The sequence below is a fragment of the Paenarthrobacter aromaticivorans genome, from assembly GCF_019038615.1.
Lineage (GTDB): Bacteria > Actinomycetota > Actinomycetes > Actinomycetales > Micrococcaceae > Arthrobacter > Arthrobacter aromaticivorans.
Map to the genome: position 1 here is coordinate 119,760 of NZ_JAHOPC010000011.1, position 20,637 is coordinate 140,396.

The 20,637-nt window shown below is 62.8% G+C and carries 17 protein-coding genes; 9 read left to right on the forward strand and 8 right to left on the reverse strand.

The window, feature by feature from the left end; genetic code table 11:
* The first annotated feature begins 84 nt into the window (after positions 1-84).
* Positions 85-2,022 carry a DUF5107 domain-containing protein gene (locus KSW38_RS17025; protein WP_254186623.1) on the forward strand — a complete coding sequence of 646 codons (1,938 nt, stop codon included), beginning with the start codon at positions 85-87 and terminating at the stop codon, positions 2,020-2,022.
* 28 nt (positions 2,023-2,050) lie between these two features.
* On the opposite strand, the gene KSW38_RS17030 is transcribed toward KSW38_RS17025, so the two are convergent.
* Positions 2,051-2,659: a TetR/AcrR family transcriptional regulator gene (locus tag KSW38_RS17030; RefSeq protein ID WP_216926107.1), complete on the reverse strand. Its 609-nt coding sequence runs from the start codon at positions 2,657-2,659 to the stop codon at positions 2,051-2,053.
* A gap of 113 nt (positions 2,660-2,772) precedes the next feature.
* On the opposite strand from KSW38_RS17030, the gene KSW38_RS17035 reads away from it, so the two are divergent.
* The gene (locus KSW38_RS17035; protein WP_428982405.1) at positions 2,773-5,907 is read left to right on the forward strand and encodes a glycoside hydrolase family 2 TIM barrel-domain containing protein; all 3,135 of its coding nucleotides are present in this window, start codon (positions 2,773-2,775) and stop codon (positions 5,905-5,907) included.
* Between the two features lie 49 nt (positions 5,908-5,956).
* Here the strand turns inward: KSW38_RS17035 and KSW38_RS23750 are convergent, their stop codons facing one another.
* Complete coding sequence (locus tag KSW38_RS23750) at positions 5,957-7,672, reverse strand: M23 family metallopeptidase (protein ID WP_216926108.1); 1,716 nt, start codon at positions 7,670-7,672, stop codon at positions 5,957-5,959.
* 222 nt (positions 7,673-7,894) lie between these two features.
* On the opposite strand from KSW38_RS23750, the gene KSW38_RS17045 reads away from it, so the two are divergent.
* The 3 genes from KSW38_RS17045 (at position 7,895) to KSW38_RS17055 (ending at position 11,720) form a co-directional block, all read left to right on the forward strand.
* Positions 7,895-10,129 carry an McrB family protein gene (locus KSW38_RS17045; protein WP_216926109.1) on the forward strand — a complete coding sequence of 745 codons (2,235 nt, stop codon included), beginning with the start codon at positions 7,895-7,897 and terminating at the stop codon, positions 10,127-10,129.
* Between the two features lie 79 nt (positions 10,130-10,208).
* Complete coding sequence (locus KSW38_RS17050) at positions 10,209-11,417, forward strand: 5-methylcytosine restriction system specificity protein McrC (protein WP_216926110.1); 1,209 nt, start codon at positions 10,209-10,211, stop codon at positions 11,415-11,417.
* A 57-nt stretch (positions 11,418-11,474) separates the two neighbouring features.
* A complete protein-coding gene (locus tag KSW38_RS17055) occupies positions 11,475-11,720 on the forward strand; it encodes a PLDc N-terminal domain-containing protein (protein WP_216926111.1) in 246 nt (81 codons plus the stop codon).
* Positions 11,721-11,723: 3 nt separating this feature from the next.
* Here KSW38_RS17055 and KSW38_RS17060 read toward each other — a convergent pair whose 3' ends face one another.
* Positions 11,724-13,394: a sensor histidine kinase gene (locus tag KSW38_RS17060; protein WP_216926112.1), complete on the reverse strand. Its 1,671-nt coding sequence runs from the start codon at positions 13,392-13,394 to the stop codon at positions 11,724-11,726.
* 100 nt (positions 13,395-13,494) lie between these two features.
* On the opposite strand from KSW38_RS17060, the gene KSW38_RS17065 reads away from it, so the two are divergent.
* The 4 genes from KSW38_RS17065 (at position 13,495) to KSW38_RS23520 (ending at position 15,993) form a co-directional block, all read left to right on the forward strand.
* Positions 13,495-14,238: a response regulator transcription factor gene (locus tag KSW38_RS17065; RefSeq protein WP_216926113.1), complete on the forward strand. Its 744-nt coding sequence runs from the start codon at positions 13,495-13,497 to the stop codon at positions 14,236-14,238.
* Positions 14,239-14,325: 87 nt separating this feature from the next.
* Positions 14,326-14,916 carry a molybdopterin-dependent oxidoreductase gene (locus KSW38_RS17070; protein WP_216926114.1) on the forward strand — a complete coding sequence of 197 codons (591 nt, stop codon included), beginning with the start codon at positions 14,326-14,328 and terminating at the stop codon, positions 14,914-14,916.
* A gap of 10 nt (positions 14,917-14,926) precedes the next feature.
* Positions 14,927-15,664: a ferredoxin reductase gene (locus tag KSW38_RS17075; RefSeq protein ID WP_308169414.1), complete on the forward strand. Its 738-nt coding sequence runs from the start codon at positions 14,927-14,929 to the stop codon at positions 15,662-15,664.
* The gene (locus KSW38_RS23520; RefSeq protein ID WP_308169415.1) at positions 15,661-15,993 is read left to right on the forward strand and encodes a DUF6510 family protein; all 333 of its coding nucleotides are present in this window, start codon (positions 15,661-15,663) and stop codon (positions 15,991-15,993) included. Before KSW38_RS17075 ends, KSW38_RS23520 begins: the two co-directional genes overlap by 4 nt.
* A 52-nt stretch (positions 15,994-16,045) precedes the next feature.
* Here KSW38_RS23520 and KSW38_RS17085 read toward each other — a convergent pair whose 3' ends face one another.
* From KSW38_RS17085 to KSW38_RS17105, 5 genes are all read right to left on the reverse strand, one after another.
* Positions 16,046-16,963 (reverse strand): NADP-dependent oxidoreductase, encoded by a 918-nt coding sequence (locus KSW38_RS17085; RefSeq protein WP_216926116.1) that lies wholly within the window; start codon positions 16,961-16,963, stop codon positions 16,046-16,048.
* A gap of 93 nt (positions 16,964-17,056) precedes the next feature.
* Positions 17,057-17,344: a ferredoxin gene (fdxA, locus tag KSW38_RS17090; protein WP_216926117.1), complete on the reverse strand. Its 288-nt coding sequence runs from the start codon at positions 17,342-17,344 to the stop codon at positions 17,057-17,059.
* A gap of 6 nt (positions 17,345-17,350) precedes the next feature.
* Positions 17,351-18,829: an aldehyde dehydrogenase family protein gene (locus KSW38_RS17095; protein ID WP_216926118.1), complete on the reverse strand. Its 1,479-nt coding sequence runs from the start codon at positions 18,827-18,829 to the stop codon at positions 17,351-17,353.
* A gap of 28 nt (positions 18,830-18,857) precedes the next feature.
* A complete protein-coding gene (locus KSW38_RS17100; RefSeq protein ID WP_216926119.1) occupies positions 18,858-19,685 on the reverse strand; it encodes an SDR family oxidoreductase in 828 nt (275 codons plus the stop codon).
* Positions 19,685-20,635, reverse strand: a complete 951-nt coding sequence (locus tag KSW38_RS17105) for a dihydrodipicolinate synthase family protein (RefSeq protein WP_216926120.1) — start codon at positions 20,633-20,635, stop codon at positions 19,685-19,687. Before KSW38_RS17105 ends, KSW38_RS17100 begins: the two co-directional genes overlap by 1 nt.
* Positions 20,636-20,637 lie beyond the last annotated feature (2 nt).

The window sequence follows — 20,637 nt, forward strand, 5'->3', positions numbered from 1 at the left end:
CCGGATGGGAGAGTTCTAGCGCTGGCTTCCCGCTCCGAGGAGACTGTGGGTGTGGACGTTGATTCCTCACGAACGGATACCGACATGGCTGCCATTTCAAATTCCAACCTCACTGTCACCACCATTTCCCTGACGATGGCAGATATTGGCCCACTGAACCCCTTGCCCGTGGTGGCCGCGGAGCTCGATCAGCCTTACACCGTGGGGGAGGGCGTGCCGGAAGAACTCCAGGCGGCGGCCCGCTACGGAGTAGTGCCCAACGTGTTCCCGTACCTCATGCAGGATGGCTATACCCGGGAGGCGGCACCCAAGGAGCTGCCCGCCGTCGTGCTTGAGAACAGAAAGCTCAGGGCGACGGTCATACCGTCCCTGGGCGGCCGCATCTGGGAATTGTTCGACAAAGTGACGGGAAAGCAGCTCCTCCACACGCACGGGGCACCCCAGTTGGCCAACATCGCGCTGCGAAAGGCGTGGTTCGCGGGCGGTCTGGAGTGGAACATCGGCACGCGAGGCCACTCACCCACCAGTTGCGATCCACTGCACACCGCGATCGTCCACACCCTGGACGGCAAACACATCCTTCGCGTGTGGGAGTTCGAGCGGCTCCGGGAAGTGGTCTTCCAAGTGGACATATGGTTGCCTGCCGAATCGGCGGTGCTCTTTGCGGCGGTGCGTATCCGCAACCCCAACGACCATGACGTTCCCATGTACTGGTGGAGCAACGCGGCCATTCCGGAGACGGACCGCACCCGGGTGATCGCCCCGGCCGACGAAGCATTTGGCAGCGACTACGCCACGGACATCACCCGCGTCCGGCCCACGGACCACAACGGCTACGACGGCACGTGGTTGGTCAACAGCCCACATGCCGCCGATTTCTTCTTTGATATTGATCCATCCGAACGTCGCTGGGTTGTGGCTGCGGACGACGACGGCGACGGGCTGGCGATGCTGTCCACCGGCCGGCTGAGGGGCAAGAAGCTTTTCGTCTGGGGACAAGGTCAGGGCGGTAAACGGTGGCAGCAGTGGTTGAGCCCGGGTGCCGGCCCTTACGCCGAGATCCAGGCCGGCCTGGCGAGAACCCAGTTTGAGCATTTGTCCATGCCAGCGGGTGCGGAATGGTCCTGGGTGGAAGCGTACGGAAACGGGCATCTGGACCCGGACACATCCCACGGATCAGATTGGGAGGCGGCCGTGGGCCATGCCGGCCAGCGGCTCGAGGAGCTCCTGGGGCACGAGGAACTGGAAGCAATGCTGCCCGCCGCCATCACCGATGCTGACGTCCCGCCGTCCACCATGCTGCTCCACGGCAGTGGCTGGGGAGTGGTGGAACGCGCGCGGCGCCGAAGGACAGGCAAGGGCTGGATTGATGAGAGCGGCACCCCGTTCGTAGATGAAAGCATCACGGCGGAGCAGGAACCATGGCTGGAACTGCTGAAGGGAAAAGCGTTCGACGGCGCGCCCAGCTTCGTTGCCGGAGCTGACTGGGAGGAGCCGCTGGAGCGACAGGAAAGTCCTGAGGCGCGCTTCCATGTGGCCACCATGAGGCATGCCCGGCAAGATCTGGAGGGAGCCAAGGCGGCCTACCGCGAGGTGCTTGCTGCCGGGGGCGTTCAGTCGCGGACTTTGGCGCTCGCACATCGCGGATTGGGACTGGCGTTACTGGCTGACGGCACGGATCGCGAGGGTCTGAATGAACTCAGGAGCGGGGTGCAGGCTGACTCCTCCAATACGGCATTACTGACCGAGGCCGTGACACTCAGCATCCGCCATGACCAACCGGCCCAGGCTCTGGAGTTGCTGGAGTCCGCGCCCAAGGAGGGCACCGCCGTCAGGCGTTTGAGGTTCCTGAAGGCCCTGGCACTGGCCCGGGTGGGCAAGGCCGGCGATGCTGCCGCCATCCTGCGCGAAGGGGTAGAAATACCGGATCTCCGCGAGGGAGAGGATGCCATCGCGGCGCTCTGGGAAGAAGTTTGTCCGGGCGAAGCAGTGCCCTTCAACTACCAATTTGGAATGCACTAGGGGACTGGGACGCCAACTGGGTAGACCCTCACGCTTCGGGCAGCAGGACCACTTCGAAGTAGGCGCGCAAGGCTTTTGCTACGTCTATGGTGTCCGGGGCCAACAGCCATTGGGTTTGAAGCCCGTCCCACAGGGCAACCAGGGACATGGCTGCCCACGCCGAATCGACGCCGGGCCTGAGCTTGCCCTCCTGTGCCAAGGCCGAGAAAGAGCGGGTATAGCTTTCACGTAAGCGTTCGAAGCGTTCGGTGAAGTAATCACGGCCGGGATGGGCATTCGTGATCGATTCCGCGCAGAGCACTGTGTAGAGCTCGATGACTCCGGGAATCTTCTCGTTGTGGAGTGCTGTGCGAATCACCGCGTCCTCAAACGACTCTTCCCCGGCGGAGGGATTCGCGCTTTTGGTCAGCTCGTCGCGCCACTCCAGGACGGCCATCAGGAGATCGCTTTTGGAAGGGAAGTAATGCAGGAGGCTGGTCTGGCTGATGCCCGCTTGGTTGGCAACGTCCTGCAGCGAGCCTCCCAGATACCCCTTCGCGGCAAACACGGCGTGGGCGGAGTCGAGGATCAGCCGTCGCTTTTCCTTCGCCTTGGCATAGGGTCCCCGCTTGGCGCTAGCCGTGTCCTTTGTGGTCATGGCAAGCCAGTGTACAGCGTGCGGGGACTGCAATTCTGAAATTCGAGTATGTACTCGAAATTTGTGTTAGCGTGGTCACACCCAACCCTGTAGTGGACACTTGAAGGAGCCACGTGGAATCGACATCTTTGGCCTTGTTTGCCAGCACTTCCTACATCACGCATCCTGGCCCGGGCTCCGGCAATCGGCTGCCAGCCCGTTCCTGGCTGCGGAGTGACGCTCCCACGCTCCCGCTCAACGGCTTGTGGAGATTCCGTCTTCTGCCTGGTGCGCCCGGAACGCCAGGCGGCAGGGGAGTCCTGCCTGCTGGCGAGCAGGTAGAGGGAGTCGGCGATGAAGGCCTGGATGATTCCGGCTGGGATGAGATCCCTGTTCCTTCGCACTGGGTCCTGGAAGGTGAGGGTCGCTATGGCCGCCCCATCTACACCAACGTCCAGTTCCCCTTTCCCACCGATGCACCCCACGTGCCTGATGAGAATCCAACGGGCGACTACAGGCGGACCTTCACCATTCCTGTGGACTGGGCCACTGCGGAGAGGATCGTCCTGCGCTTTGACGGAGTGGAATCCCGCTACAAAGTGTGGGTCAACGGAACAGTGATCGGCGTCGGCACGGGAAGCCGGCTGGCCCAGGAGTTCGACGTCACCGAGGCAGTCCGTCCCGGGGAAAACGTCCTGGCCGTCCGCGTACACCAGTGGTCTGCTTCGAGCTACGTCGAGGATCAGGACCAATGGTGGATGCCGGGCATCTTTCGCGATGTCACGCTTCAGGCCCGTCCTCAAGGGGGGATCGACGACGTCTGGTTGCGGACGCCATTTGAGGGCACCGGCGACTCCGGTTCAGGCGTCATCGACGCCGAAATTGCGGCCGCTCCCGCTGCCTATCCTGTGCGCCTCCGCGTTCCCGAACTTGATGTAGACGTCACGTGGGAAAGTCCGGCGGACGTCGCCCCGGTGGCGATTGCCGCCGTCGAACCCTGGTCCGCGGAAGTCCCGCGGCTGTACGCGGCGACGATCTCAAGCCAAGGCGAGACGGTCGCGTTGAAGATCGGCTTCCGAACGGTGGAAATCAAGGGGGACCAGTTCCTGGTGAACGGGCGGCGGGTGGTGTTCCACGGCGTCAACCGGCACGAGACGCACCCGGACCGTGGCCGCGTCTTTGACGAAGATTTTGCCCGGGCCGATCTGGCCATGATGAAGCAGTTCAACGTCAATGCCATCCGCACCAGCCATTACCCTCCGCACCCGCGGCTGCTGGATCTCGCTGATGAGATGGGATTTTGGGTGATCCTGGAATGCGATCTTGAAACGCACGGCTTTGAGCGGCATGGCTGGGCCGGAAATCCCAGTGACGATCCTGCCTGGCGCGAGGCGTTGGTGGACAGGATGGAGCGCACCGTTGAGCGGGACAAGAACCACCCCTCAATCGTCATGTGGTCCTTGGGCAACGAGGCAGGTACCGGCGCAAACCTCGCGGCCATGTCCGCCTGGACCCACGCGCGCGACTCCAGCCGTCCAGTCCACTACGAGGGCGACTACACGGGCGCGTACACCGACGTCTACTCGCGCATGTACTCTTCCATCCCCGAAACCGAAGCCATTGGCCGCAACGATTCCGGCTCGCTCCTGCTTGGCTGCTCCGCCGCGGAATCGGCGCGCCAACGCAGTAAACCGTTCCTGCTGTGCGAGTACGTGCATGCAATGGGCAACGGTCCCGGTGCCATCGACCAATATGAGGACCTGGTGGACCGCTATCCGCGGCTGCATGGAGGGTTCGTGTGGGAATGGCGGGACCATGGGATCCGTACCACTACCGCTGACGGCACGGAGTTCTTCGCCTACGGGGGCGACTTCGGCGAGGTTGTCCACGACGGCAACTTCGTCATGGACGGCATGGTTCTTTCGGATTCGACGCCCAGCCCGGGATTGTTCGAGTATAAACAGATCGTGGCGCCCCTCCGTTTGGGCTTCGAAGTAGCCGGCACCGACGGCGTGAGGCACCCAATGCTCACAGTCGCCAACCTGCGGCACTCGGCGGACGCGTCCGACGTCGTCCTTCGCTGGCGCACCGAAACGGACGGCGAGCCGAACGCGTCCGGAACGTTCGACGTCGTCACCGCCACTGGCGGTCAACTCGCCGCTGGTAACTCCACAGTCATGGAGTTGCCGGAGTCAGCGCTAAGGGCTCTCACTAAGGTGGAGGCCGGCGAACAGTGGCTGACCGTCGAGGTTGCCCTGCGCAAGGACACCGCGTGGGCTCCCGCGGGCCATGTCATCTCCACTGCGCAGTTGGATCTAACTGCGCCGGCCGCCGGGCGTCCCGTTAAGACTCCGCGCCCTCTGTCGTCGGCTGCTCGCGGGGAGACCGGGACGGCCGGGGCACTATCCCTGGGACCGGCCCAGTTCGAGGATGGGCGGCTCGTTGCCCTGGCTGGACTGCCGGTATCGGGCCCGCGCCTGGAGTTGTGGCGGGCACCAACGGACAACGACCAAGGTTCGGGTTTCGGCAGCTATGACGCCGCAGACCCGTGGCTCAACAATGGCAACGGGGTTCCGGCTCCGTCCAACCAGAGTGTATGGCTCAAGGCGGGCCTGGACAGACTGACGGCCCGCGTCCAGAAAGTGGTGCAGGCCGACGACGGCGTGTTCGTCACCACCCGCTATGGCGCCGCGGACAATGCACATTCTGTTTCCGTGGACGAGCAGTGGCAGGTATTCGGGGGAGAGCTGTGGCTGCGCGTAGACATTGCGCCCAGCTCGGGCTGGAACATGGTGTGGCCTCGCCTGGGCGTGCGGTTTGACCTGCCCAAATCAGTGGACGGAGCCTCTTGGTTCGGGACAGGACCCCGGGAGTCGTATCCGGACAGCATGCGGGCTGCCTTGGTGGGCCGCTATTCGGCGGCAATCGATGAGCTCAATGTGAACTACGCCCGGCCGCAGGAGACAGGGCACAGGAGTGCGGTCCGATCCCTGGAGCTGCGCAACGGTACGGATCCTTGGGTGACGTTCCATGCACTTCCAGATTCGAGGGATCGGCTACCTGGCTTCACGTTGTCCCGGCATACGGCGCAGCAGGTCACGGGCGCGGCCCATCCGCACGAATTGCCGCAGAGCCGGAACAGCTTCCTCTACCTTGACGCCGCACAACACGGGCTGGGCTCGCGGGCATGCGGGCCAGACGTGTGGCCCGATTTCGCCCTTAAACCCGAAGCCCGCACGCTGGTGTTCAGGATCGCGGCTGCCGGCTAGCAGGAACCCAGCCCGGCCTTCGTCTGCTTGCGGGCAAGGCCGGGCACGCTCAGGGTGTCGCGGTGGGCGTGGCCGTGGGTGTGGGAGTGGCCGTCATGGTTGCCGTAGGAGCGGGCTCGGTAGTTGGGGTCGCTGTGATGGTTGCGGTGGGAGCGACCGTGGCTGTTGGAGTGGGCGACGCCGTGGGGTCGGATGTGGTGGTTGGTGATGCCGTGGGTTCGGCGGTCGGGCTGGCCGTTGGCGTCGGCGTGGGCGTAGCCGTCACAGTTGGTGTGGGCGTAGTGGTCGGAGTTGCCGTGGGTTCGGCGGTCGGGCTGGCCGTTGGCGTCGGCGTAGTGCTCACAGTGGGGGTGGGCTCAGCCGTTGCAGTGGGCGTGGGTGTAGCAGTTGGGGTCGGCGTGGGAGTAGCCGTCGGGGTCGCCGTAGGTGAGGGAGTGGGCTGCGCAGCCGGCTCGCGGGCTGACGTCCCCGGCTCGCCAAGCGCGATCCCGAGCGACCACACCGGAACCTCGCCAACCGGCGTCGTTCCAGTTGTTGGTGAGAAGCTTGTGAGCCTGAGTAGATCCACGGACGATTCTGTATCCAGCGGAATCAGGCTCCACGATGATGGATCCACCAGCACGCCATTCACAATTGTTTCAAAGTGAAGGTGGCATCCGGTGGACGAACCAGTGGAGCCGACCAATCCGATGACTTCTCCGGCTTCAACTACCTGCCCTTTGCGCACGGCGCTCGCCTGCAAGTGGTTGTACGTAGTGATAAGTCCGTTGCCGTGATCGATCTCTATCCGGTTGCCTCCACCCCAGGCATGCCAGCCGACCTCGCGCACGTAGCCGTCATCAGCAGAATGGACCGGTGTGCCACAGGCCGCTGCGAAGTCCTGCCCTGTATGGAATTCCCCCGGGGCACCTGTGATCGGATTGGTGCGTAGCCCAAAAGGTGAACTGGGGCGCAGATTCAGCAATGGGGACATCAAGGAGCCGGGTCCCGGCCGTACATGACGGGACTCAGGGTTCCCCACCGATGTTTGCCACGAGCCGCCGCCGGAACAGGTAGATGCACCCTGGGAATTCAGGAAACTCACGATTTCCTGTGCCAGCTCCCGGTACTTGGTGTAGTGGTCTGGATCCTGGTTCCGCTGCACGAGGTGGATGGCCAGGCTGGACGGCAGAAGCTGCCAGTCCTTGATGCCCTTCAGGGCAAGGAAGAAGCTGGTTGCGCTGACGAATGGATCCATGCGATCGGCATAAGAGCCCCATGCGCCGTTGGCGCGCTGCTGGAACAGCCCGCGGGAGTCCGGCCCAGCGGCGTCACCGAAGTCCTTGCTTTCAAGGGAAGATTCGCCAAGGGCGGCTTGTACCCCAAGGACTTGGGCATCAAGTGGCAGCCCCAGCTTTTTGCCCGCCACCATGATGGCCGAAGCGTTGCGGAGTTGGAGGTCTGAAGGGCCACCGGTGGTGGACGCCACTCCAAATCCTGAGGCTGTTTGTTGACAGAGTGTGGCGGCCAAGGGGTTTGTCGGCCCTGGTTCAACCGTTCCCGAAGGGGTGGTGCTGTTAACGGCAGTGTCATTCGTGGACCGATTGGCTACTGAGGGTGCATCAGCCGTTGAATCTGCCCGGATCTGCTGGGTGGCTGGGGGCGCCGTGGTGACCGCTGCAGATTGGAAGCAGCCAAGCATGACCGCCGCCGCGAGAACCGATAACGGAATCCGGGCGTGCCCATGGAGCCGGGTTGGGCCCTTGTCAGGAGGTTTGTTGTTCACAAAACCCGCTCCTGACATGGATCCGTGCCCGGCGAAAAGTGTTGGATGTCCACACCATTGTCTGGATCCGATCACTGCATGTTACGGGTACTGCAGGTCTATGGGAATGACGGGCTCACGTCAAGCCATGTTTGCGCGAACATCGCCACTTAACCAGACTTCTATCTGTCCTGTGCCCCTCCAAATCCAGATGCTTGGCTAAGTCAAACAAGGTAAGTTGGCATGGTGACCCCCTCCGTGAAGCCTGCCATTGACCGCGCCCCCGGAATCTCCAAGGAGATCGAGGACGCGGCCTGGTATGTGTTGGGCCCGGCACTCCAAGGGAGACCGTCAGCGCTGGACGGCCATACGCTGACGTGGACGGCGGACGCCGCCGGAGAACTGCTGGAACGCCTTGAGCGCGGGGTGGAAGATTCCAAGGCCCCCATGATGACCAATCTTCGGCAAAACCTCGAAGGCGCGTCACGGGAAGCCAAGCTGCTGGCGGTGGAATTGCTCTTCCTGCAGTCGCTGCCATTGGCCCATGAGGTCAAGTCCCTCAGGGTGAAGCGTGCCCGTGTGGCCGAGGCTGCCTCCTGGGTGGAACCGCCGATTGAGTTGCCGGAGGAACTCTACGAAGGCATGACGGACCACGGCGTGATCCGTGACCGCACCGCCGAGTTCAACTGGACCATTTGGGACCACCTGAAATGGCTGTGCCGCTTTGTTGCGCATGTAGACGGCCAGAGCACGGAGACCATCAACCAGGCGCTCGCCGATCCTTTGAAGTTCCACGAGCTTGCAGTGGGAACACCAGAGGACCAACCAGCCATGCGCCGCAGTATCGAGTATTTGGTGTGGCCCAGCTACTTCGAGCCTGTGGTGGCTGACGTGGAGCGCCGGGAGATTCGTGACGCTTTCGCCTCACTCGTTGGTGGCGCCGGGGGCGATACCGAGGAGGACGTGACTGCGGACATCCATCGGATCCGGTTGCACCTGGACGAACAAGCCGGCCAGCGCATCGATTGGTATGCACGCCAGCTGGTCAGCCAATGGCGCAAAGTGGGAGACCCCGGACGCCGCTCCTGGTTGCTGCGTACCCATCACGACAACGCTGACCTGTTGGCCACCTGGGTTGCTGAAGAGAAAGCCACCCTGGACGTTGAGCACCTCCGCTCCCTCACTGCCGGAGTCACTGCGGGCGTGGTCCAGCATGCCGTGGACGAGGATTACAAGCACCTGGGTTATGTAGAGCGCGAGGACACCAAGACGGCGGTCTTCGCCTTCCTCACGGTGATGAAACCCGGTGACCTTACGCTCTACCAGCACGCCGGACGGGTCCGTGTGGGAGTGGTCCTTGGCGAGCCCGAACACCACGAGGACAACCGGCGTATCCGCCGCAAGGTCCGCTGGTTCGATGACAGTTACGCCATCACCGAACTCCCACGCCATGCACAGCGGCAATTGTCCACGCCCGGGATCATCGTGGATGTCACCAGGGTCATTCAGGCGTTGCAGGAACTCCTGCCGGTAGAAGCCGAAACCGACGGCGAGGACGAAGCGCCGCCCACCGCCGTCGTCGAGGTTGTCCAGCAGGGTTTCCGGCCGTTGACCGAAGAGTTCGCAGCTTCACTTCATATGGACCTCGAGCCGCTGAAGGAAATCGCCGAACTGCTCGAAGAGAACCGCCAACTGGTTCTTTACGGACCTCCAGGTACCGGCAAAACGTACCTGGCCAAGCACCTCGCTGCCGAACTCGCCGGCGACAGCACCGATGAACGCGTGAAGCTGGTGCAGTTCCATCCGTCATACGCGTACGAGGATTTCTTTGAGGGTTACCGTCCGGACAAAACCGACGACGGCCAGGTCTCCTTCAAGCTCGTGGCCGGGCCGCTGCGTCGGCTCGCGGAGGAAGCTGCCAAGCCGGAGAACGCGCACAAGCCGTACTTCCTGATCATCGATGAGATGAACCGTGCCAACCTGGCTAAGGTCTTCGGCGAGCTGTACTTCCTCCTTGAGTATCGTGATGACCGGATTTACCTGCAGTACAGCCCCAACGAGCCTTTCAGCCTGCCGGACAACCTGTACATCATCGGCACCATGAACACCGCTGACCGCTCCATCGCCATGATGGACGCCGCCATTCGTCGTCGTTTCGCGTTCATCGAACTCCATCCCAAGGTGGAACCGGTGAGGGGCTCGCTGCGGCGCTTCCTGCAGGCCCGCGGCCTGGACACCCTCAATGCGGATCTCCTGGACGCCCTCAACGACGCCATCGATGACTGGGACAGGGACCTGATGATCGGGCCGTCCTACTTCATGAAGAACGCTGCCCAGAATCCCACAGGATTGCGGCGCATCTGGAAGTACGAGCTCATGCCGTTGCTGGAGGAGCACTATCACGGGCAGTTGAACCGTGCCCAGTTGGAGGAACGCTTCGGCCTGGACCAATTGCTGGGACGACTTGCTGCCCGCTAAGGCCGTCCCGCCACGCCCGCGGCGGCCACCGGCAAGTGCCGGTACGGCGCGGACGGCTGCCGGGACCCGGCACATCGTCATGGACGAGCTCTCACGGGGAGTCGTTGACAAGCTCGACCCCCCAACCGCTGCGTTCATCAACGCCAGTGGGCTGGCGAAAGCGTCACCGATTGGCATGGGCCTCTATAGGATCGAACCCGTCGGCAAAGTCGGTGCGGTGCGCACTTCCACTGTCCAGCTCGAGGTCCGCCCCAAGGACCGGCTTGGCCTGAGTCGCTTGCTTTTCCTCCTCAGCTACGCCGGTGACCAAGGCTTCCGTGACCACTCCGTAGAAGCGGTTGAGCACCCGGATCTCTGGAGCGCCTTGGCCGAGTCACTGGCCCAGCTGGCTGACCGCGCGCTGAGCCGCGGCGTCCTTCAGGGCTACCTCACCATTGATGAATCGCTGCGGACCGTCAAAGGCCGCATCCGCATCTCGGACCAGATCTCCCGAAGGCCCGGCATGATGGTGCCTTTGGAAGTGTCCTACGACGAATTCACTGAGGACATCGCTGAGAACCGCATCCTCCGCGCCGCTTTGGAACGGATGGGGAAGGTGCCGGGCGTCCGGGCCGACGTCCTGAGCCGCTTGCGCCAGCTCAAGGGAAAGCTCGACGCCGTCACCCGTCTGCAGTCCGGAGCCCCACTGCCGCCGTGGCGGGCCAACCGAATGAATCTCAGGTACCACGCCGTTCTGCGGCTCTCGGAGGTCATCCTGCGCAATGCCTCCGCCGAGGCCGGCGAAGGGAAGCAGCAGACGGCTTCCTTTGTGGTGGACATGGCACAGGTTTTCGAAGAGTTCGTGGGCACGGCTTTGCGTCATGCGATGAGTGTTTACCCGGGGGAGATGCGCCTCCAGTACGGAGCGCTGCTCAATGAGGCTGTCCGGGACGCGGATCGCCTGACAGTCCGCCCCGACGCCGTGCACTTCCTGGGTGGGAGGCCCGTGGTGGTCTACGACTCCAAGTACACAGCGGCAGGAGATGCCGGCGCTTCACTGAACGCGGACCATTACCAATTGTTGGCGTACTGCACCGCACTCCGGGTCCCGACGGCATGGCTTGTCTACGCTGGACCGGGCGAGATGAAGTTGCGCAGGATCCTGAACACGGACATCGACATCGTGGAGTATCCGCTGGACCTGTCCCTGCCGCCGTCGGAAATCCTGGCTGCCGTGGCGGACCTCGCGGAACAGTCGTGGGGCGAGGTAGTGCGTCAGGCTGTGGCGGGACGAACGGCGTCAGACTAGCCTGAGAACTACGGCCGGGTGAACGACGGCTGAGGGGAAATTCTCGAGGGAGGCATCATGGCTGGCAGGAAATCGTGGCGCGATATGAGCAAGGGCCAGCGGATCATGGTCATCGTCAGCGGAGCCATAAATATGGCCCTGCTGGGTGCAGCGCAACGGAGCATCGGAAAGACCCCCGACTCCAGAATCAGGGGAAAGAAGGCGGTGTGGCGCGCTGTTTCGTTCATCAACTTCTTCGGACCGGTGAGCTACTTCCTCTTCGGCCGCCGTCGTGATGCCGCAGTAGCGGGCAGCGGGCGCTAACGCCTAGGCGGGCATCTTCACGAGGAAGGTTGTGCCCCGGCCGGGTTCGCTTTCCAGCGTGATGGTTCCGCCATGCGCTTCGACGATCGCCTTGCTGATGGGCAGTCCAAGCCCGACGCCGGGAATGGTGCTGTTGCGTACGCCGCCGGCCCGGAAGAACTTGGTAAAGGCCTCGGACTGCTCTTCTTCAGTCATGCCCATGCCGGTATCGGAGACGCGGCAGAACACGAAATCCTGGTCCTCCCACGCGGCAACCTCTACGTTTGCGCCTTTGGGGGAGTACTTGATGGCGTTTGATACCAGGTTGTCCAGGACCTGGGCTATTCGTGAGGAGTCCACGTGGGCCTCCAAGGACTCAGGGACATCCATGGACAACCGGATTCCCGCTTTGGCAGCCCGGGGACCGGCAGAGCTCACGCTACCCCGCACCAGCTCGGCCACGTCCACCGCGTGCGGCTGAATGACCATTTGGCCTGAACGCACTGCCAACAAATCCGATACCAGGGTAAGCAACCGTTCGGCGTTCCTTCGAACAATATCGAGTTGCCTGCGCGACGAGGGATCCAGGGAACGCGGTTCATCCAGCAGAAGCTCAACGTAACCAAGGATGGACGTCAGCGGCGTTCGGAATTCATGGGAGACGTTGGCGACGAAGTCGTCCTTGGCGGCCAGGGCATTGACCAGGTCTGTGACGTCGCTGAAGACAATAACCGAGCCGGCGAAGTTCCCGGCGTCGTCAACCATGGGGCGGGCGCTTGTGGTGAAGGCGCGCTGGTCTGCTCCGGAACCAAGCCATACGAGTTGGTCCGTGAACCTTTCCCCCAGGACCGCACGCCGGACTGGACGGCGGTCAGAGGGCAACGGCGTGGTCCTGTCCTGGTCGAAGACGAGCAGCTCGGATTCGTTCGGATCGTCATTGCCTGGAGGAGTTGCCAAGGAGTGGGTTTGCCGTTGGCGGCGGTTCATGAGGATGTCATGGCCTTCGCCATCCACCGCCACCACACCCAGGGGCAAGGCTTCCATGACAGTGTTCAAGAGCCGTTCCTGCCTGGTGCTGACGTCGAGCGCTTTCTTTAGTTCCTCATCCTTTTGTTCCAAGGCCCGCTGCTGGCGCACCATGCTCAGAGTCAGCACGCTCACGGACACGCCGATGCCAAGCATCAGGATCGGGAAGAGCAGGGGCTTGGTGAGGTCCTGCTCAGTGAAGGAGCCCTTGACGAACAAGGGAGCCCAAACGATGCAGAGCGGACCCACGAATGACAAGGCAATCGCCAGTCTTGGGTACAGGCCGGACGCACAGAGCCAAATGACGGGCAGGACCACCAGGACACTGAGCCCCGTGAGCGCTTCCTGCCCTCCTTCCCTGCCGAACGAAATCGACACCATGTCCAGGATCGGTATCACCAGGAAGCTGGGGAACGGCAGCCGGTGCCACGGCACAATGACGCACACCGCCAACAGGAATGCCTGGCTGAGCAGGAAGAGGAGGAACATGGGATTTTCGAGCGTGGCCGGGAAAAACAGCCACACCAGAATCGCCGAAATGCACACACAGACGGACAGCGGCAATTGGCTGAGAACCACCCTCATTCGCAGGGTGTGTTCGTGGAAAGAGCGCCGGAAAACCAGGAGTTTTTTCTTCTCGCCAAGATCCCAGGTGGTTGGGCGGGTCACGGCGCAACCACCCGGAATGCAGAAGAAAGTCGGTTCATGAGATCAGCCTAACCATAATGGTTATACTTCGAAGGGTTATCGAAGGGGCTGAGGGGCAGCGATGAGTGAAGTACGTGTGGGGCTGGTCATTGAAGATGACCAGGATATTCGCGAATTGGTGCGTGTGGTCCTTTCCCAAGCGGGATTTGACGTCCATGTTGCATCCACTGGATCCGCGGGCGTCACGTCAGCCCGCGAACTGAATCCAGACGTCATAACGCTGGACCTGGGCCTGCCGGACATCGATGGTTTCGAGGTGGCACGCCAGATCCGGAAATCCTCGGACGCCTACATCATCATGTTGACGGCTCGTGCGGAGGAACTGGACACACTCATGGGCCTCGAGGCCGGCGGGGACGATTACCTCACCAAGCCGTTCCGCCCGCGCGAACTTCGTGCACGCGTCGAGGCCATGATGCGAAGGCCCCGCGCATCGTCGGAGTCCAAGGCCGCCGTCGAAGAAACCGACCCGGAGATGACCCACAACGGCCTTGCCGTTTCGGCCGGCTCCAGGACGGCAGTCTTGAACGGCCAGGAGCTGAGGCTGACACGCACCGAATTCGACCTCCTGCTTGCCCTCCTCGAGACAGGCAGGATTGTGCGGACCAAGGCAGATCTGGCGCGGCGCCTTCGCAATGAACCCTACGACGTCGGTAGCTACGTCAGCGATGCCGACGAACGTGCCGTTGAGGTGCATATGGGCAACCTGCGCAAGAAACTTGGCGACAGCATCCAGAACCCGCGCTGGCTTGAGACTGTGCGCGGCGTTGGGTACCGGCTCGCGCCGCTGGCTCAGGGCAACTAAGGATCTGCTGGACCACGCCCGGAGCTTGCCCTATGGTTGGGGCATCAACGGTCGTTGGCCGATGGAGCTCCATCGCGGAGGTGCATCATGGGTATTATTTCTTCCGGTTTCCGTGGACGGCGGTCCGAGAATGCTGCGTTGCCTCCGGGACAGCATGAAACTCAGGACTTTCCTGTCCTGACCGCGGGACCCGCTCCGCTCATTCCCGTTGAAGAATGGGAGTTCTTCATTACCGCGGAGGATGGCCAGCGGCTCACGTGGACCTGGGATGAGTTCATGGCCTTGCCGCAGGAAGAGATCACCCAAGACATTCACTGCGTCACCAGTTGGTCAAAACTGGGAACAGCGTGGCGCGGCGTTTCGGTGGACACGCTTTTCGAAAAGGTGGAGACCACCCGCGACTTCGCCACCGCCCATTCATTCGGCGGTTACACCACCAATGTTCCGCTGTGGGACCTGTTGGGTGGCAAGGCCTGGGTGGCTTGGGAGTTCGGCCACGAACCACTTGAACGCGCGCATGGTGGCCCGGCGCGGCTTTTGGTGCCGCATTTGTATTTCTGGAAAAGCGCCAAATGGATTCATGGTTTGGAACTGACGGATGACGACGTTCCCGGTTTCTGGGAATCGAATGGATATCATCTGCACGGCAATCCCTGGCGTGAGGAGCGATACTCGTGAGGCCTTTGCCGTGAGTTCTGTATGGCGGGTCGCTGAAGTGGTGGGCGGAGAACTGGAAAACGCCACAGCCCGGACCATTAAGCTGCGCGTGGATGGTTTGATGGGATATCTGGCCGGTCAGCACATTGATATCCGCCTCACCGCGGACGACGGCTACACAGCCATCCGGTCCTATTCGGTGGCGTCGGCAAGTACGGATGAGCATCTGGAAATCACCGTTGATGAACTGCCCGACGGCGAAGTGTCGCCTTACCTCGTCCGGGACCTGGCGGTCGGAGACCGGTTGGAAATCCGGGGACCCGTGGGCGGCTGGTTTGTCTGGCGGAATGGAAATGCCAACCCTGTGCAGCTGATCGGAGGAGGGTCAGGTGTAGTGCCGCTGATGTCGATGATCCGTGCGCACCAGGCATCCAACAGCGCAGCCCCTTTCAAGTTGCTCTATTCCCTTAAAGCTCCGGAAGCTGCCCTCTACCGTGACGAGCTGCATCGTTTGGACCAGGATTCAGCCAAGCTGATGGTCGATTACGTCTACACGCGCTCGACGCCGGAGGGCTGGCCGGTAGCGCCAGGCCGCCTTACCTCCGAGAGCCTTTTGGGCAGGATCTTCCCGACAGAGGAGAACCCGGATGTTTTTGTTTGCGGCCAGACAGTCTTCGTGGAGACCGTTGCGGACTGGCTTGTCATGGCCGGTTATCGGCCGGAGTCGATCAAGACCGAGCGGTTTGGCGGGACGGGAGGTATCCGGTGACCAGCACCGACGACTTCGCTGTCCCCGAGTCCGATGACCCGGACATTGCAGCAGGACCCCATGACCCGATTCCGTATGTGGACGGGAACGCCGCGGCCGGCGCCCTGTCCGAAGTCTTCCGGATCGACATCATCGCAGCGCTTGGGCGGTGCAGGCACTGTGGTTCCGTCAGGGCTTTCGGCGAGGCCATGGTCTTCACGGACGCGCCCGGCATTGTGGTCCGGTGCCGCGACTGCCAAGGAGTGCTGCTGCGATTGGTCCAAACACCAACGCGATATTGGCTGGATCTGAGCGGTCTCAGCTACTTGGAGATCGACCGCGAAGAATAAGCGCCAGTTGCGGCGCTTCAGGTAGGCGTTCATTGCCTGTACGGCTTCTGAATTACTCACGCACCTGGATGATCGTCTTCCCATTCCGGCGTGCGGCTGGATTAAGGGCGTTGAGCGCGTCGTCGAATTCGCCGATGTTTCCGATGTTCGTCCGCAGCCGTCCGTCCCGGATTCGCTGGACGATCTCAACCAGCTGCGCACGATCCGACTCGACAACGAAATCCACTGCCAACCCATCCGCAGGGCGGGCTTCAACTGGCCCGGTGATGCTCACCAGCGTTCCGCCGGGGCGGATCAGGGCCGCTGACTGCTTCTGGATGTCACCCCCGATCACGTCGAATACCAGGTCAACCCCGCCGATTTCCCGCAAGGTGTCATTGGCGAGATCGACGAACTCGTGCGCTCCGAAGTCAAGTGCTTTCTGCCGGTCGGCAGTTCGTCCGGTGCCGATGACGTAGGCGCCGGCTTCACGTGCCAGCTGAGTCACCATCGTTCCGACTGCCCCGGCCGCACCGTGCACGAGTAGGCTCTGTCCCGACTGGATGCGGCCATGGATAAACAAGCCCTGCCAGGCGGTCAGTCCAGAGATGGGCAGGCTGGCGCCAACTGTGAAGGGGACGTCGCCCGGCAGCGGCGCAAGGTTACGTGCTTCCATGGCCACGTACTCCGCCAAGGTGCCGTCCCGGTGCCAGTCCGCAAGGCCAAACACGCGTTGACCCACAGTCAGGCCTGTCGTGCCATAGCCGAGCGCGGTTACAACCCCGGCCACCTCGTGCCCAATGATGGAGGGTGTCCGATCCCTACCGGCTCGATCAGTCCAGGTCGAGGACCACTCGACCTCGGTCGGAACGAACCCAGAGGCATGAACCTGAACAATGACATCGTTTATCGATGCCGACGGCTGCGGCCGTTCGGCCATCCTGAGCCCGGCCCTTCCGGCGGACTGATCTGACACAACAATTGCTTTCATCAAAAGCTCCCGGTCATCGATCCTGGCCTACACGGCGGTTTCACACTTGTAGTTCTAGCAGTCCAATCGCTCCGGTACCGCGAGCAGTGCCGCCTAACTGCCCACTCGCACCGGCTCCGCGATCACTACAGGATGATCGCGGCCCACGTCCTCGAAGAACTCCGCGTTCGCCCTGACGTAGTCTGCCCATTCGTCAGGGACATCCTCAGCGTAGTAGATCGCCTCTACGGGGCACACGGGATCGCATGCCCCGCAGTCAACGCACTCGGACGGGTGGATGTAGAGCGAGCGTTCACCTTCGTAGATACAATCCACCGGACACTCGTCAATGCATGCCTTGTCCTTCACATCCACGCAGGGCTGTGCGATCACGTAGCTCATGGCGCACTAAATGCCTGTGTAGACGGTCTTGCCCCAGGTGTAGAAGTCCAGCGCTGACCTGCCTTGCTCACGGAAGGTATTGGTGGAGGAATCCTTCACACCGCCGAAGGGGACGTTCAGGTCCAGCCCGGCAGTTGGCCGGTTGATCTTCACCACCCCTGCCTGCGCCCTGTCAGCGAAGTCCGTCGCGAGGGCCAGTGAGTCCGTGCAGATGCCGGCGGTGAGCCCGTAGCGGGATTCATTGATGGCAGAGAGGCCGGTTTCGTAGTCGGCCACTTCGAGAACGGCCACCACTGGCCCGAAGATCTCTTCCGTCACGGCTGCGTCGTCGAACGGCAGTCCGGTGAGAATCGCCGCCGGGAAGAACAGCGCACCGTTGGGGTCGCCGTCGTACTGTCCGTGCAGGAGTGTAGCCCCGCGTTCGACGGCGGTACGCACCGCTGCCTGGTCCTGCTCGAATTGTTGCTTGCTCACTACGGCTCCCATCCGGGCGTCGCCATCAAGCCCGTCACCGGTGGTGTAGGCGGCGGCCTCCTGAACCAACGCATCGAGGAAGGCGGAGCGGATGCCGGGGGTCACGTAGACGCGGGACGTTGCTGTGCATGCCTGTCCCGTCAGGCCGAATGCGCCCGCCGCTACTACCTGCGCAGCTTTGCGGGGGTCGGCGTCATCCAGCACCAACACGCCATTTTTACCGCCCATTTCGAGCTGTACGCGTGCGCGGCGGGCATTGAGGATCTCCTGCAGCCCAAGGCCAACATTGGTGGAACCTGTGAACGATAAGCCGGCAATGCGAGGGTCCCGGGCCAGCGCGTCGCCCACCACACGGCCCTTGCCGTGCACCACATTGAACACGCCGGCGGGCAGTCCGGCGTCCTGCAGGGCACGTGCCAGGTGGGTGGTGGACAACGGCGTGAGCTCGGCTGGCTTGATCACCACGGCGTTGCCGCTGATCAGTGCAGGCGCGGTTTTCCAGGCAGGAATGGCGATGGGAAAATTCCACGGGGTAATGAGTCCCACCACGCCCAGAGGTTCGCGACGCGTCGTGATGGTGGTGTCGGGCAGGCCGCTCGGCAGGACTTCGCCGGTTGCTGCCCAGCCCAGCGAGCCGAAGAAGCGCAGCACGTCCGAGGCACGCTTGACCTCGCCTTTTGCTTCCGCGAGCGTCTTTCCTTCCTCACGGACCAGGTCCTCGGCGATGGCGTGTTGGCGTTCGTTGAGCAGGTTTCCGGCCGCGATGAGGATAGCGCCCCGGGCTGGTGCGGGCAGGGCCGCCCACGATGGCTGGGCCGCGGCGGCCGCGGTGATGGCGGCGCCGACGTCCTGAACGGTGCCGCTCGGTGAGAGTGCTGCGATTTCGCTTGGTCGGGCCGGATTCATTCGCTGCGTGTCGGCGTCTCCGAGCCATTGGCCATTGATGAGGTGGTGGGCGGTAATCGTGTGAGGGTCGGTGGTGGCCTGCGTGTCAACCGCTGTGGAAGTCATGATGTTCCTTTGGTTTTCGTGAAGGGGGCTAAAGGCTGCGGATCAGGCCGCCGTCGCACCTCAGCGCGACGCCGGTGATGTACGACGCCGGCGCGCTGCACAGGAAGGCGGCAGCCGCGCCGAACTCGGCAGGTTCTCCATAGCGTCGGGCGGGGATGGTTTTGCGGGATTCGAGCTGGATGTCTTCCAACGTGGTGCCGCGCCGCTTGGCCGCGGCCTGGTCAAGTTGGGTGACACGGTCCGTGGCGATGCGGCCAGGTAAGAGCAGGTTCACGGTGACCTCGTCCAGGGCCACTTCGGCAGCGAGTGTCTTGAGATAACCGGCCAGGGCAGCCCGGCCAGTGTTGGAGACGGCGAGGTTGGGAAGTGGGGCTGTCACGCCGCTGGACCCGATAGCCAGGATCCGGCCCCACCGCCGTTCCCGCATTCCGGGAAGCACGTGGGAAACCAGGGCGTGCTGCGGTTTGACCAGCAGATCGAACGCCGCCGCGATGTCATCGGAGCTTAGCGTTGCTGCGGCACCGGGTTTGGGCCCCGGGCCGTTGAGGACCAGGATGTCGATGGTTCCCAAGTCCGCGACCGTCTGTTCGACTGCCGATTCAATGCCCTCGGGCGTGGTCAGGTCTGCCTCGATCGCCACGGCGTCGAAGCCCTTGGTCACTATGCCGGAAGCACCGGAAACACCATTTCCGTACGCGGCCTGCAGTTCAGCGACGATCTCCTTCGCACGGTCCCGACGACGGCCCACGATCGCCACGCGAACGCCTTCGGCGGCGAGGGCACGAGCCACGGCAAGGCCAAGCCCGCCTGTGGAAGCGGCGACCAAGGCTGTCTTGCCCGCAATTCCCAGATCCATCACAAGCTCCTTACAGGGGTCGTGTCATTTTCGAGGGCAGCAGCTGCCTCCCGAAGGTGTGTGGCCATACTCCGGCGCAGGGCTTCGGGGAAGCCCGCTGCAGGTGCGCGAACGCCTGGGTCCTTGATGAGACCGCGTTCGCGCAGGCATTCCTTGCGAATAGCCAGGGCTACCTTCGCCTGCTGCTCAAAGTTGATCAGCGGCAGATACGGGAGCAGTTCGCGTTGGGCTGCTTCATAGCCCCCCTCCTGCCATGCCCGCACACACGCTATGAGGGCTTCAGGGTAGGAGAAACCAGTCATTGCGCCCGCTGCGCCGGCCATCAGTTCATCCAGCAGTCCCTGCCCGCCTAGGCCGCCAAAGACTGAAACCTCGACGCCGGCACTCAGCTCAGCGATCGCGACGCTGGTGGGTGGCGCTTCGGCCTTGACGGCAATGACGAAGTCGCAAGAGGTCACCACCCTGATCAGAGCGGGTGTGGGGATACTGACGCCACTCGCCAACGGATAATCCTGAAGGACAACCTTGGCGCCAGTAGCCCGGTGGATGGCATCCAAGTGCGCAATCACCGTCTCCGGCTTGGCCGAGTTGGCCTGCACCATGACAGCTGCGAGGCGTTCCCCGGCAACTTCCAGGGCTGCCCGGACCTCCTCGATGGCGGGACGCGTGGCCAGGGCGGTCACGCCCACCACCAACGGCAACGCAGTGCATTCGACCACCGTTTCCAACACCTGCCGGCGTTCCTCAGCAGTCAGTGCGGCTGCTTCGCCGAAGACTCCCAGTACGGTGAGTCCCGTGGCACCGATGGCCTCGTAATGCTCCACCAGCTCGGACAAACTGTCCAGGTCCACGTCCAGCGTGCTGCCTTGGAATGGTGTGGCAACAACGCCCCAGACACCCGGTTGCAGGCTGTCCTGGCGGGTGTTTCTGGGCACGGAAGATTGCTGCATGT

Bases quoted from the DNA above. Each gene is read 5' to 3' on its own strand.
- KSW38_RS17025 (WP_254186623.1), top strand. From the start codon at position 85: ATGGCTGCCATTTCAAATTCCAACCTCACTGTCACCACCATTTCCCTG.
- KSW38_RS17105 (WP_216926120.1), bottom strand. From the start codon at position 20,635: ATGCAGCAATCTTCCGTGCCCAGAAACACCCGCCAGGACAGCCTGCAA.
- KSW38_RS17085 (WP_216926116.1), bottom strand. From the start codon at position 16,963: ATGAAAGCAATTGTTGTGTCAGATCAGTCCGCCGGAAGGGCCGGGCTC.
- KSW38_RS17055 (WP_216926111.1), top strand. From the start codon at position 11,475: ATGGCTGGCAGGAAATCGTGGCGCGATATGAGCAAGGGCCAGCGGATC.
- KSW38_RS17095 (WP_216926118.1), bottom strand. From the start codon at position 18,829: ATGACTTCCACAGCGGTTGACACGCAGGCCACCACCGACCCTCACACG.
- KSW38_RS17030 (WP_216926107.1), bottom strand. From the start codon at position 2,659: ATGACCACAAAGGACACGGCTAGCGCCAAGCGGGGACCCTATGCCAAG.
- KSW38_RS17050 (WP_216926110.1), top strand. From the start codon at position 10,209: ATGGACGAGCTCTCACGGGGAGTCGTTGACAAGCTCGACCCCCCAACC.
- fdxA (WP_216926117.1), bottom strand. From the start codon at position 17,344: ATGAGCTACGTGATCGCACAGCCCTGCGTGGATGTGAAGGACAAGGCA.
- KSW38_RS17070 (WP_216926114.1), top strand. From the start codon at position 14,326: ATGGGTATTATTTCTTCCGGTTTCCGTGGACGGCGGTCCGAGAATGCT.
- KSW38_RS17100 (WP_216926119.1), bottom strand. From the start codon at position 19,685: ATGGATCTGGGAATTGCGGGCAAGACAGCCTTGGTCGCCGCTTCCACA.
- KSW38_RS17065 (WP_216926113.1), top strand. From the start codon at position 13,495: ATGAGTGAAGTACGTGTGGGGCTGGTCATTGAAGATGACCAGGATATT.
- KSW38_RS17045 (WP_216926109.1), top strand. From the start codon at position 7,895: ATGGTGACCCCCTCCGTGAAGCCTGCCATTGACCGCGCCCCCGGAATC.